This window comes from Aeromonas sp. 600479 (genome assembly GCF_049175515.1).
Classification (GTDB): Bacteria; Pseudomonadota; Gammaproteobacteria; order Enterobacterales; family Aeromonadaceae; genus Aeromonas; species Aeromonas veronii_A.
In genome coordinates this window covers 125,922-137,788 of sequence record NZ_JAAKVF010000009.1, presented here as the reverse complement: position 1 = coordinate 137,788, position 11,867 = coordinate 125,922, and the positions used below count along the sequence as shown (strand labels likewise).

Genomic DNA, 11,867 nt, shown 5'->3' with positions numbered 1-11,867 from the left:
GCTGTGTCTTTATGTCTGTAAAGCCTGAGAAAGTGTCTGAACTGTTCGATTTTCGTCGCAGTGCCCGCGCGGTGCTGGACACAGAAAAGCAAGCCATTGATGGACTCTATCAGTATCTGAACGACGCCTTCGACAAGGCGTGCGAAATGGTGCTGCGCTGCGGTGGCAAGATAGTGGTCACCGGCATGGGCAAATCGGGCCATATCGGCAGCAAGATTGCCGCCACCCTCGCCAGCACCGGCACACCGGCCTTCTTCCTTCACCCGGGAGAAGCGAGTCACGGTGATCTGGGGATGATCTCCAGCGGTGACCTTATCATCGCTATCTCCAACTCCGGCGAGAGCGACGAAATCCTGGCCTTGCTGCCGGTACTAAAGCGCCGCGGCATTCCGCTCATCTGTATGACCGGCAATCCGGCCTCCACCATGGCCAAAGAGGCCAACGTGCATCTGTGCATCAAGGTGGAGAAAGAGGCCTGCCCGCTGGGTCTGGCACCCACTTCCAGCACCACGGCAACCTTAGTCATGGGCGATGCCCTGGCGGTGGCCCTGCTGGAAGCGCGCGGTTTTACCGCCGATGACTTCGCCCTCTCTCACCCGGGCGGGTCGCTCGGCAAGCGTCTGTTGCTGCGGGTTGGCGACCTGATGCACAGTGGCGATCTGTTGCCCCGGGTGGGGATAGATGCCACCATCAGCCAGGCGCTGCTGGAAGTGAGCCGCAAGGGGCTCGGTATGACGGCAGTGGTCGATGGCGATGGCCTGCTGGCCGGGCTCTTTACCGATGGCGACCTGCGCCGCATTCTCGACCAGCAGATCGATATCCATCACACCCCCATCAGCCGCGTGATGACGGCCAACTGTGTTACCGTAGGTCCAGAGATGATGGCTGCGGAAGCCGTCAAGCTGATGGAAACGAGAAAAATCAACGGATTACTGGTCGTGGATGAAGAGAAACGCCCGCTCGGCGCCTTCAACATGCACGACCTGCTGAAAGCCGGAGTAATTTGATGCAAAACGTACCGACCCTCTATGGTCCGGTGACGCGCAGCCAGTTTGAGAAGGCGGCGCAAATCCGCCTGCTGGTGTGCGATGTGGACGGGGTGCTCTCCAATGGCCTCATCTACATGGGAAACAACGGCGAAGAGCTGAAAACCTTCTGTACCCGCGATGGCGCGGGCATGCGAGCGCTGCTCAATGCCGGGATCGAGATTGCCATCATCACCGGGCGCAACTCCCGTATCGTCAGCGATCGGATGAAAAGTCTGGGGGTGGCTCATGTGGTGCAGGGGGCTGATAAAAAGCTGCCTCACTTCGAAGCGCTGCTGGCCAAGCTGGGGCTGACTGCTGAGCAGGCCGCCTATATGGGCGATGACACCATCGATCTGCCGGTGATGGACGCTTGCGGCCTGGGTATCGCGGTGGCCGATGCCCATCCGCTAGTGCTGAGTCGTGCCGATATGGTGACCCGGCTTGGCGGTGGCATGGGCGCGGTGCGCGAGGTGTGTGACCTCATTTTGCAGGCGCAGGGCCACGACGATTATCAGCCCGAGGCCTCGGTATGAGCAGACAGACCCTGTTGTTTGCCCTGCTGTTTCTGGTCGCGCTGGTTGCCTGGCAGTTGGGCAAGGTTGAGCTGGTGCCTGAGAGCGCCGTCAAAATCGAAAACTATCAGCCGGATTTTGTCGCCAAAGATCTGGTGACCACCCGTTTTGATATCAATGGCAAGCGTACCGAGCGGTTGGAGTCGACCTACGCCGAGTATTATCAAATCCTCGAGCAGGCCACCTTCGACAAGCCGGTGGTCTACATGTATGACGATCAGGGGGCCGCCGAGTGGAAGGTGACCGCCGAAACCGGCGTGCTCAACACCGGCGACAACGTCATCCTGCGGGACAAGGTGCATCTGGATGGTCTGCTACCTACCTCTTTCATCTCCACACTGGATACCCCCTATCTGGAGCTGGATCTGGTGACACAGGATGTGCGCAGCAACCGGGAAGTGAACATTCTGGGTCGGGATTTCCAGACCCAAGGGGTTGGCCTCAAGGGCCATCTGGACCGCAAATATTTTGAGTTACTGGATCAAGGCCATGCCATCTATTTCAATGAAAAACGCTAATCTGGCCCTCGCAGCCCTGTTGTTGTGTGGTGCGGTGACCGCCAAAGAGTCCGACTTTGCCGAGAAGGTCTACGTCGATGCCGTCAAACAGGTGGCCGAGATGCAGGACAACCGCATCACTTTCGAAGAGGATGTGACCATCAATCAGGGCACCATCCGGATCAAAGCTGACAAGGTGGTTGTGACCCGTTCCGGCGAGAAAGGGGCCGAGGTGATGACTGCCTACGGCAAGCCCGCCACCTTCTTCCAGATCCTGGATAACGGCAAGCCGGTCAATGCCCACGGCAACACTATCCGCTACGAGCTGAAGAACCGGCTGGTGACCATCACCGGCAACGGTCAGCTCAAGCAGGAAGATAGCCAGGTCAATGGCGATCTGATCCGCTACGACATCGTCAAACAGAAGATGATCGCCGAGAGCAAGAGCCCGAGCCAGCGGGTCAAAACCGTGTTCCTGCCTGATCAGGTAGAGAATTTCGACAAGCCCGCCGACCAGAAGAAGCAGGGAAAATAAGCCATGGCAGTGTTGAAAGCAGTGGGCCTGCAGAAGAGCTACAAGCGCCGCATGGTGGTGAGTGATGTCAGCCTTGAAGTGGGCACCGGCCAGATTGTTGGCCTGCTCGGCCCCAACGGGGCGGGCAAGACCACCTCCTTCTACATGATCGTGGGGCTGGTGCAGCGCGATGCCGGTCTCATCACCATCGACGATCAGGACATCAGCCTGCAGCCCATGCATGTGCGGGCGCGTAACGGTATCGGTTACCTGCCGCAGGAGGCCTCCATCTTCCGTCGCCTGTCGGTGTTCGACAACCTGATGGGCGTGATGCAGACCCGCAAGGGGTTGAGCCGTGAGGAGCGTGAGGACAAGGTTCAGCAACTGCTGGAAGAGTTCAATATCACCCACATTCGCGACAACCTGGGTCAGAGCCTCTCCGGTGGTGAGCGTCGCCGGGTCGAGATCGCCCGTGCGCTGGCGGCCGAGCCGCGTTTTATTCTGCTGGATGAACCCTTTGCAGGGGTTGACCCGATTTCTGTGATAGACATCAAGAAGATCATTCAGCATCTGAAAGATAGGGGCCTTGGCGTCTTGATTACCGACCACAACGTCAGAGAGACTCTGGACGTATGTGAGAAGGCCTATATCGTCAGCCACGGCAAGATGATTGCCGAAGGTGCACCGGCTGACATCCTTGCCGATGAGCAGGTCAAGCGCGTCTATTTGGGCGATCAATTCAGTCTATAGTAAGGGGGCATGCCTTCATTTCCTTTGACGAGTGCCTCGCTGAACATAAGGATATCCCGACGTAGATGAAGCCGACATTACAGTTGCGTCTCGGTCAGTCCCTGACCATGACGCCGCAATTACAACAAGCGATTCGTCTGCTCCAGCTCTCCACTCTGGAACTTCAGCAGGAAATTCAGCAAGCGCTCGAAAACAACCCTCTGCTGGAGCAGGAAGAGAGCGAGGCGCAAGAGACCAGTCCGGAAGCGCCGGTCGATGCCAGCCAGCTGGATTCCAGCGATGCCATGGCCCAAGAGCAGATGCCGGACGAGTTGCCGGTGGATACCACCTGGGACGAGGTTTACTCTGCCGGCACCGCCCAGAGCGCGGGCCCCATCCATGATGGGGAAGATAGCGTCTATCAGGGTGAAACCACCGAAAACCTGCAGGATTATCTGCTGTGGCAGATGCGGCTCACACCGTTCAGCGATGTGGATGCCGCCATCGCGCTCGCCATCATCGATGCCATCGACGAATCCGGTTATCTGACCGTTGCGCTGGAGGATATCCAGGCTGCAGTCACCAGCGATGACGTAGAGGTGGAACTCGATGAGGTCGAGGCGGTACTCAAGCGGGTGCAGCACTTCGATCCGGTCGGCATTGCTGCCCGTTCTGTGCAGGAGTGTTTGCTGATCCAGCTGGACCAGTATGACCCGCAGACCCCCTGGCTCAACGAGGCCAAAGAGGTGATCCTCGAGCACATGGAGCTGCTCGGCAACCGGGATTACCGCACCCTTGCCCGCAAGACAAAACTCAAAGAGAGCGATCTCAAGGAGGTGCTGGACCTGATCCAGTTGCTGGAGCCGCGCCCCGGCAACGGCATCATCCAGAGCGACTCCCAGTATGTGATCCCTGACGTCTCCGTAGTCAAGAAGGGCAGCAAGTGGGTGGTAGAGCTTAATCCCGATTCCGCCCCTCGTATCCGGGTCAATGAGGCTTATGCCGCTATGGCCCGCAATGCCCGCAGCAGCACGGATACTCAGTTTATTCGCTCCCATTTGCAGGAAGCCAAGTGGTTCATCAAGAGCCTGGAAAGTCGCAATGATACCCTGCTGAAAGTGGCCAGTTGCATTGTCGAGCAACAACAGGGCTTTTTCGAGTATGGTGAAGAGGCGATGAAGCCGATGGTGCTCAACGATATCGCCGAAGCGGTGGAGATGCATGAGTCGACCATCTCCCGGGTAACGACCCAGAAGTATATGCATACCCCCCGTGGTATCTTCGAGTTGAAGTTTTTTTTCTCCAGCCATGTGAACACCGAAGGAGGAGGAGAGTGCTCATCGACCGCAATTCGCGCGCTAATCAAGAAGCTGGTCACGGCAGAGAATCCTGCCAAGCCGTTAAGTGATAGCAAGATCGCGGATTTGCTGGCCGAACAGGGTATTATGGTGGCGAGACGCACGATCGCTAAGTATCGCGAATCCTTGTTTATCCCACCTTCCAATCAGCGCAAACGCCTGGTTTAGGCAAAACAAAAGGATGATGTTATGCAAATTAACCTGACCGGACACCATGTCGAGATCACCGAAGCTCTGCGTGATTATGTGAATAACAAATTTGCCAAACTCGAGCGTCACTTCGACCACATCAACAATGTTCATGTGGTGCTTAGCGTGGAAAAACTGAACCAGATTGCCGAAGCCAAGCTGCATGTCAGCGGTGGCGAGGTGTTTGCCAATTCCGAGCATGCCGACATGTATGCGGCAATAGACACCCTGCTCGACAAGCTCGACAGGCAGATCATCAAGCACAAAGATAAGTTAAATAAAAAATAACCATGCAACTTGAACACATACTGAGTCGGGACTGCACCAAGAGTGCAGTCCCTTGTACCAGCAAGAAACGCGCCCTCGAAATCATCAGCGAGCTGGCCGCCGAACGCCTTGGCACCTCCCGTCAGGCGCTGTTTGAATGCTTGCTGGCCCGCGAAAAGATGGGGAGTACCGGGATCGGTGCCGGTATTGCGATCCCCCACGGTCGCATTGACGATGAGTTCCCGCCAACCGCGATCCTGATGACCTTTGCCGATCCTATTCCTTTCGACTCCATCGACAATCAACCGGTTGACCTGCTGTTTGCCTTGCTGGTGCCGGAAAGCGAGTGCAAGCAGCATCTCAAGACCCTTTCTCTGATGGCTTCCAAGCTGGGCGACAAGGCGGTTTGCCGCCAGTTGCGTCAGGCAACCAGCGACGAAGAGCTCTATCAGATCATGACCTCGGCCTGACAGCAGGCCAAGGATGAGACACCCGTTTTGGCGTGAGGGAACAAGATGCAGTTAATCGTGGTAAGTGGACGTTCGGGCTCCGGTAAAACGGTAGCCCTGCGAGTGCTGGAAGATCTGGGTTACTACTGTGTGGACAACCTGCCGGTCAATCTGCTGCCCCAGCTGATTGTCTCTGTGGAGAGCCAATATGACAAACTGGCGGTCAGCATCGATGTGCGCAACCTGCCGAGTGATCCGGAGAAACTGGAAAATCTGTTGGCTCAGGTGCGCAATGAGGGGCGGGTAGAGTTCTCCAGCTTTTTCTTCGACGCCGACAACGGCACTCTGCTCAAGCGTTATGGTGAGAGCCGCCGCTTGCACCCTCTCTCACGCAACAAGCTGTCGCTGGATGAGGCGATTCGGGAGGAGACCCACCTGCTGGCGCCCATCTCTTCTACTGCTGACCTGCGTATCGACACCACCACCCTCAGCATTCACGACCTGAGCGAGCTCATCAAGACCCGGGTTCTCGGCAAGAAAGAGAACGAGCTGGTGCTGGTCTTCGAGTCATTCGGGTTCAAGTACGGCATTCCCAAGGATGCCGACTTCGTGTTCGATGCCCGTTTCCTGCCCAATCCACACTGGATCCCCGAGCTCAAGCCGTTTACCGGCAAGGATGAACCGGTTGCCAACTACCTCTCGGCGCAGGCTGACGTGATGCTGTTTACCCAGCAGATCGAAAACATGCTGGTGACCTGGTTGCCCCATCTGGAGCGCAATAATCGCAGCTACCTGACGGTCGGTATCGGTTGTACCGGTGGGCAGCACCGCTCGGTCTTTATCGCCGAGCGGTTGGCGAGTGCTTTCCGCTTGCTTGGCAAGAACGTGCAGATCCGCCACCGCACTCTCGACAAGAGTGCCCCCCAATCCTGACGGACCAATAGGACGATCCGATGACTGTTTCCGCCTCGGTTGAAGTGAAAAACAAGCTGGGTATTCATGCCAGACCGGCCATGATGCTGTTCGAACTGGTGCAGGGTTTCGATGCCCATGTGTTGCTGCGCAATGAAGATGGTGTGGAGGCTGATGCCGACAGCATTATTGGCTTGTTGATGCTCGATTCGGCTCAAGGCAGGCAGGTAGAGGTTCAGGTAGAGGGCCCCGAAGAGGAGGAGGCCCTTGCTGCCGTGGTGGAGCTGTTCACCTCCGGCTTCAACGAGGAGTAGTCACTCCTCGCTCGATATTATGAACCGGTACGCGCCAGCGCTTTGAAGCTGGCAAAATCCCTGCAAGCCAGCAGATTCCTGTTGGCTTTTTCGTTCATCAGTGCCAGAAACAGGTCGTAGAGACCCATAGCCTCTTCGTAGTCGGCCTTGCTGATGGCCAGTACGAAGATGAGCGTCGCGACTTCGCCATTGCCCCATTCGATCCCCTGCGGTGCCAGCACGGTGTAAACCAGAGTGCGGCGTGCCAGCAGGCCGAGGGAGTGGGGCAGGGCGATCCCTTCTCCCAACATGGTGGAGACGATGCTTTCCCGTTCCTGCAGCGACGTGCGGAAATCTTGCTCGACTAGTCCCTCGTCTTCCAGCTGATCGCAAACCTGTGTAAAAAGCTGATGTTGGCTGAGAGGTTCACTCACCACCATGAAGTGGTTCGCATCGAAATATTTGTCGAGCATGTAGGGGCGGGTGCGATCGATCAGCACCAGCTTGCCGAGTTGCTCCAGCTGGTACTGGGTCGGGAAGGGGTCGACTTGTACGACAGGTCCCCCCTTCTCGCTCACCTTGACGGTACTAATGACAAAGTCCTGCTCGATGTGTGCCAACCCGTCATAATCACGCACCGATTCCAGCGTGGTCAGCTGTAGCTGGGGATATTCTCGTCTGATGCGCGCCTCCAGCACCCTGAAGGTGGCATTTCCCGAGTCGCATAACAGCAGTGCCTGCGGGCGTCTGGTGTAGCCGATATCATAGTTACGTTCCAGACCTACCCCGATATGGATCACCAGATAGCCGATCTCGTGGTGGGTCAGTCGGTAGGGGGTCTGCTTGAACCACTCCGAAATGGCCGCCAGGGTGATGTCATAGGCAAGGGGATAGTACTGCTTGATGTGATCTGCCAGTGGATTGTGGCTGCCAATCTGGTATTTGACCCGCAGCAACATGGCGCTAATGTGGCTCTGCAGATCGGCTCGCAGTTGCTGGTCACCACGCAAGTCATAGGGGTAGTGCTGATGGATGTAGGTCAGCAAATGTGTCACAAGCTGTTCGCTTTCCACTGCCATGACCGGGCTCAGGCTCGGACTGTCTGCCATCAGACGAGCCTGGATCTGGATAGCGAGACTAGCTATTTCGCCATCTGTGGGTGACGTCAGGGTTGGTAGCTCAGTATAAATATCGCGGGCAGCTTCCAGCAGTGGAGTGGTAAGGTCTTCACTGGTGAATTGGTGCAGTTCGTGACCGGACGCTTGCCTCAGCAGAGCTACGGCACAGTAGATCGTGAGCTGCTGCAGGCTCTCGTCAGCGAGACGCAACTGATGGCGAGCGAGTTGGGCATGAATGTGGTTGCCTACCACCTCCATCGTCTTGCTGGGACAGATATTTGGCAGCAGGCTCTGTAACTGGGTGCTGTGCAATAGCTCCTGATAGAGCAATTGGGTTAGGCAGGCGCGAATAGCAGTTTCGCAGCCTTGGATGCGCATACCCTGTCGGGGTTTGCTCTCGACACTGAGTCTAAAGTGGCCGAGTTGTTCACGTACCTCCGCCATGTCCCCCTGTAGTGCTGTCCGGCTCAGGTACCAGGTATCCGCCAAGTCATCGAGCTTGATTCCCTGCTCTGCCGTTAGCAACAAGATCTGCAGATGCAGTACTCGCTCACGGCTAGTGCGTGGCAGCGTACACTCCTGCTCCTGTGCGGCCAATAATCCATCAAACAATCCCTGGTTGTAGATCTTCAGTTGGTAGCCGCTGCCACGCTGATGGATAAGGTGAGCTCCGTGGTTAGCAATCAGCTCGTTGAGAGTTGCCACATCGGTGCGTACCGTACGGGTGGAGACGTTAAGGCGACGAGCAAGCTCCTCCTGAGGTAGCGGCGCCGCATGGAGTTGCGTGAGCAGCTGATGGAGTCTGGGGTGGGGCAGCTTGATCATGAGGGGGGGCGAGACTCCTGTCGAGAGATAAAGGATCAATGTTAACTACGGGGCAACCAACAAACCAGCCACTGCCAACTCTATCAGCCAGTGGCTGGCGGCATATCAGCCTTTACCTACATGTTCAGGTAATAACTGTTTCACCATTTCAAGCAAGGCGCGCACATCCTCGGGGCGAGTGTGCCCGCTCGCACTGTCGATGATGGAGCTATAAACGTGGGGGATCACCTTCTCGACTCCGGCGTCCAGCGCAATCCGCACAATCTCCTCGAAGTTGTCCAGATCGATGCCGCCGGTGGGCTCCAGCCAGAAGCCGTGGCGAGCACAGGCCTCGGCCACCGCCTGATACTCGTCGCGGCAGGCCAGCCCGCCCATGGGGAAGAATTTGACCGAGCTGCCACCCATGTCCTTGAGCAGGGCGATGGCGGTATCGATGGGGACAATCCCGTCCGGCTGCCCGGCGCTGAGCGGGCCGGTGGAGATCTTCACCATACCCGGCGTACCGGTGGGGGAGATCAGGCCGTTAACCAGCGTTTGTGACTGGCCGAGCAGCGCCCTGCTGGCGCCAACACCGGTGAACACCTGATTGACGTGCTGGGGCTGCAGCTGGCAGGCCAGCTCGGCCACCATGGCGGATTGGCGTGGATCGCCGGCCCCCAGACCGATGGAGAGGGCGTTGTCGATAAGCTTGGCGTACTCCTTCATATCGGCAACTGCGGAGGGAATATCCGGGTAGTTTTTGGAGAGCACACCGACCAGTACGTGGCCTTCGGCTGCGTCGTACACCTCGACGGCATTCTCTTTGGAACCTGCCAGCACGTTGAGACAGACCCGATCACGGTAGTAGTTGGGGGTAAGGGACATCAGCGATTCTCCTGAACGAGGTTGGCAATGGCAGAGTGAATTTGGTCGAGCTGGGGCACGGTGACGCTGCGTACATCGATCTCGATATGCCCCTCGTTGGCCTTGTAGCCACGGCAGTAGATGGCAGGCGTGCCCTGTTGCAAACGGCTGACGACCTGCACTGTGGTCATGCCGATCTGCTGGTGGTCGAAGGCGATATCGGTGCGGGCGATGTCGCGCCCGGCGCTGTCCCACACCACTTTGGCGGTGACGCCGGACAGCTGGTTCAGACGCTCGATAAATGGGGTCATCTTGACGACCATGGCGGCGCCGCTCTCTTTCTCTTTGGCCAGGTAGCGCTCGATGGCATGGGTGAGGCCGAGGATCCCCTCCTTGCCCACCTTCATGGCTCGGCCGATGCCGTTGGCCTGCTGCTTGACCCACTCCACGTACTGGCGCTTGCCAACTACCAGCCCGCTGGTGGGCCCTTCAATGGCCTTGGCACCGCTGTAGATGACCAGATCCGCTCCCTGGTTGTAGTAGAGGTGCAGATCCTCCTCGGCAGCCGCATCAACGATGAGCGGGAGCCCGTGGGCCCTGGCGACCTCGGCTGCCTCGGCCACCGACAGAATGCTCTTCTGCACGCAGTGGTGGGACTTGATGTAGAGGATGGCTGCAGTGTTGGCATTGATGGCGGCGGCCAGTTGGGCAGCAGAGCACTCATTGGCGTAGCCGGCCTCCACCACCTTGCCGCACCCCAGGTTGACCATGGTACCGACCGGGGCGCCGAAGTTGACGTTGTGCCCCTTGGGCAGCACGATTTCGCTCGGCACATTGTGGGCATGGGCGTGCAACTGCTCGAGGCGGTAGGGGTCGCCGCGCACTATCACGGCGGCCACCGACTGGGCGATGCCGGCGCTGGCGCAGGAGACTACCACCGCATCTTCCACGTCCAGCAAGCCCGCCAGATAGGCGCCGGTCTTGTTGACCAGATCCTTCACCTCGAAGTAGTGGCCGAGGCCGAAGTTGACCGCGTCGACCACCTCCTGTTCGGGGGTGGAGACGCCGAGAATGGTCATGCGCCCGGAGGCGTTGATCACCGGTTTGAGCTGATATTTCTCATACACAGAAGGCATGGTGTGATTTCCCATAGTGAGTCAGAACCAGTTCGCCACCGACCAGGGCGGCGAGGGGCAGCAACTGCCGATCGCCATTGCGGGCGCCGGCTTCGGTATCGGTAAAGAGGGTGGGGCCGCTGCTCACCTCGAACAGGGTCAGATCGGCATCGGCGCCCACCTCGAGTCGCCCTTTGCCGGAAAGGCGCAGGGCATCGGCGGCCTGATGGGTGACGCAGGCGAGCACCTGCTCCAGCGTCATGCCGATGGCGAGAAACTTCGACATCACGTGGGCCAGACTGTAGACCGGCCCTTTGATGCGGTTTTTGCAGTAGATGTCGGAGCTGATGGTGCGGGGCAGGATCCCCTGACGGATCGCCAGCTCCGCCACCTCGAAGCTGAAGCTGGCACCGCCGTGGCCGATGTCGAGCAAGAGGCCCCGCTGCATCGCCTCGCGCACCGCCTGACGCAGCTCGCCAGCCGGGGTCAGGATGCGGTTGGGCTTGCCGTTGAAGCAGTGGGTCAGCAGATCGCCATCCCCCAGCAAGGCAACTATCTCGTCCAGATCAGGCGGTGTGTTACCCACGTGCACCATCAGCGGCAGCTGGCCGTGAGCCTGTTGCAGGGCCTTGGCCATGCGCAGCGGTTGCAGACCGTTTTCTCCGATCACGCTGCCGCTCATCCGCGCCTTGATGCCGACAATAAAGTCGGGGTGGCGGCGAATGGCCGCCGAGGCGAGATCCATATCGAGGTCTCTGCTATCCGCCAGCTCGTTCTGGCGTAGCAGGCCGATGCGGGAGATGTTGAGCAGGGCATGCACCCGGGTCTTGCAACCTGCAGCGATCTGCTGGAAATCATCCACATCGTCGGCCCCGGTGCTGCCTGCATCGATGACGGTAGTGACGCCTGATTCGACCCCGACCTTGTCCGGTTCATCGTGATAGATGGGAGAGGCGGGGTAGCAGTGGGTGTGGCCGTCGATCCAGCCTGCGCTCACATGCACCCGGCCGCCGAGATCCAGGATCTGCCTCGCCGTTGCTGCCCCCGGCAGGGAGCCGATGGCGGCGATTTTACCCTCCCCGATGGCGATATCGACGAGCTGGCCATCTCCCAGCCGCCCCGCTCTGATGATGATGTCGTACATGCTGATAACCTCTG

General features: G+C 58.4%; 14 protein-coding genes. 10 read left to right on the top strand and 4 right to left on the bottom strand.

The window, feature by feature from the left end; translation table 11 throughout:
• Positions 1-11: 11 nt before the first annotated feature.
• The 10 genes from G5149_RS11660 (at position 12) to npr (ending at position 6,829) form a co-directional block, all read left to right on the top strand.
• Positions 12-1,007, top strand: coding sequence for a KpsF/GutQ family sugar-phosphate isomerase (locus G5149_RS11660; RefSeq protein ID WP_040068812.1), 996 nt, complete (start codon positions 12-14; stop codon positions 1,005-1,007).
• Complete coding sequence (gene kdsC, locus G5149_RS11655) at positions 1,007-1,561, top strand: 3-deoxy-manno-octulosonate-8-phosphatase KdsC (RefSeq protein ID WP_113740250.1); 555 nt, start codon at positions 1,007-1,009, stop codon at positions 1,559-1,561. Before G5149_RS11660 ends, kdsC begins: the two co-directional genes overlap by 1 nt.
• Positions 1,558-2,118 (top strand): LPS export ABC transporter periplasmic protein LptC, encoded by a 561-nt coding sequence (gene lptC / locus G5149_RS11650; protein WP_005336338.1) that lies wholly within the window; start codon positions 1,558-1,560, stop codon positions 2,116-2,118. Before kdsC ends, lptC begins: the two co-directional genes overlap by 4 nt.
• Complete coding sequence (gene lptA, locus G5149_RS11645; RefSeq protein WP_040068817.1) at positions 2,105-2,632, top strand: lipopolysaccharide transport periplasmic protein LptA; 528 nt, start codon at positions 2,105-2,107, stop codon at positions 2,630-2,632. Before lptC ends, lptA begins: the two co-directional genes overlap by 14 nt.
• Positions 2,633-2,635: 3 nt before the next feature.
• Positions 2,636-3,361, top strand: a complete 726-nt coding sequence (lptB, locus tag G5149_RS11640; protein ID WP_005336333.1) for an LPS export ABC transporter ATP-binding protein — start codon at positions 2,636-2,638, stop codon at positions 3,359-3,361.
• 65 nt (positions 3,362-3,426) lie between these two features.
• Positions 3,427-4,866 carry an RNA polymerase factor sigma-54 gene (locus G5149_RS11635; RefSeq protein WP_005341771.1) on the top strand — a complete coding sequence of 480 codons (1,440 nt, stop codon included), beginning with the start codon at positions 3,427-3,429 and terminating at the stop codon, positions 4,864-4,866.
• 21 nt (positions 4,867-4,887) lie between these two features.
• Entirely contained in the window at positions 4,888-5,175 is a 288-nt protein-coding gene (gene hpf / locus G5149_RS11630) for a ribosome hibernation promoting factor (protein WP_005336323.1), read from the top strand.
• Between the two features lie 2 nt (positions 5,176-5,177).
• Positions 5,178-5,624, top strand: coding sequence for a PTS IIA-like nitrogen regulatory protein PtsN (gene ptsN / locus G5149_RS11625; protein WP_005336322.1), 447 nt, complete (start codon positions 5,178-5,180; stop codon positions 5,622-5,624).
• Between the two features lie 45 nt (positions 5,625-5,669).
• On the top strand, positions 5,670-6,536 hold the full coding sequence (gene rapZ, locus G5149_RS11620) for an RNase adapter RapZ (RefSeq protein WP_021231839.1): 867 nt from the start codon (positions 5,670-5,672) through the stop codon (positions 6,534-6,536).
• Between the two features lie 20 nt (positions 6,537-6,556).
• Positions 6,557-6,829: a PTS phosphocarrier protein NPr gene (gene npr, locus G5149_RS11615; RefSeq protein ID WP_042024530.1), complete on the top strand. Its 273-nt coding sequence runs from the start codon at positions 6,557-6,559 to the stop codon at positions 6,827-6,829.
• 17 nt (positions 6,830-6,846) lie between these two features.
• On the opposite strand, the gene G5149_RS11610 is transcribed toward npr, so the two are convergent.
• From G5149_RS11610 to G5149_RS11595, 4 genes are all read right to left on the bottom strand, one after another.
• Entirely contained in the window at positions 6,847-8,751 is a 1,905-nt protein-coding gene (locus tag G5149_RS11610; RefSeq protein WP_288729329.1) for a BglG family transcription antiterminator, read from the bottom strand.
• A gap of 105 nt (positions 8,752-8,856) precedes the next feature.
• The gene (gene dagF / locus G5149_RS11605) at positions 8,857-9,615 is read right to left on the bottom strand and encodes a 2-dehydro-3-deoxy-phosphogluconate aldolase (protein WP_288729328.1); all 759 of its coding nucleotides are present in this window, start codon (positions 9,613-9,615) and stop codon (positions 8,857-8,859) included.
• Positions 9,615-10,730, bottom strand: a complete 1,116-nt coding sequence (locus G5149_RS11600) for a DgaE family pyridoxal phosphate-dependent ammonia lyase (protein ID WP_421212476.1) — start codon at positions 10,728-10,730, stop codon at positions 9,615-9,617. Before G5149_RS11600 ends, dagF begins: the two co-directional genes overlap by 1 nt.
• Positions 10,714-11,853: an amidohydrolase/deacetylase family metallohydrolase gene (locus tag G5149_RS11595; protein WP_421212475.1), complete on the bottom strand. Its 1,140-nt coding sequence runs from the start codon at positions 11,851-11,853 to the stop codon at positions 10,714-10,716. Before G5149_RS11595 ends, G5149_RS11600 begins: the two co-directional genes overlap by 17 nt.
• Positions 11,854-11,867: the final 14 nt, after the last annotated feature.

Coding starts and splice junctions, on each gene's coding strand:
- G5149_RS11660 (WP_040068812.1), top strand. CDS start 12: ATGTCTGTAAAGCCTGAGAAAGTGTCTGAACTGTTCGATTTTCGTCGC.
- kdsC (WP_113740250.1), top strand. CDS start 1,007: ATGCAAAACGTACCGACCCTCTATGGTCCGGTGACGCGCAGCCAGTTT.
- lptC (WP_005336338.1), top strand. CDS start 1,558: ATGAGCAGACAGACCCTGTTGTTTGCCCTGCTGTTTCTGGTCGCGCTG.
- lptA (WP_040068817.1), top strand. CDS start 2,105: ATGAAAAACGCTAATCTGGCCCTCGCAGCCCTGTTGTTGTGTGGTGCG.
- lptB (WP_005336333.1), top strand. CDS start 2,636: ATGGCAGTGTTGAAAGCAGTGGGCCTGCAGAAGAGCTACAAGCGCCGC.
- G5149_RS11635 (WP_005341771.1), top strand. CDS start 3,427: ATGAAGCCGACATTACAGTTGCGTCTCGGTCAGTCCCTGACCATGACG.
- hpf (WP_005336323.1), top strand. CDS start 4,888: ATGCAAATTAACCTGACCGGACACCATGTCGAGATCACCGAAGCTCTG.
- ptsN (WP_005336322.1), top strand. CDS start 5,178: ATGCAACTTGAACACATACTGAGTCGGGACTGCACCAAGAGTGCAGTC.
- rapZ (WP_021231839.1), top strand. CDS start 5,670: ATGCAGTTAATCGTGGTAAGTGGACGTTCGGGCTCCGGTAAAACGGTA.
- npr (WP_042024530.1), top strand. CDS start 6,557: ATGACTGTTTCCGCCTCGGTTGAAGTGAAAAACAAGCTGGGTATTCAT.
- G5149_RS11610 (WP_288729329.1), bottom strand. CDS start 8,751: ATGATCAAGCTGCCCCACCCCAGACTCCATCAGCTGCTCACGCAACTC.
- dagF (WP_288729328.1), bottom strand. CDS start 9,615: ATGTCCCTTACCCCCAACTACTACCGTGATCGGGTCTGTCTCAACGTG.
- G5149_RS11600 (WP_421212476.1), bottom strand. CDS start 10,730: ATGCCTTCTGTGTATGAGAAATATCAGCTCAAACCGGTGATCAACGCC.
- G5149_RS11595 (WP_421212475.1), bottom strand. CDS start 11,853: ATGTACGACATCATCATCAGAGCGGGGCGGCTGGGAGATGGCCAGCTC.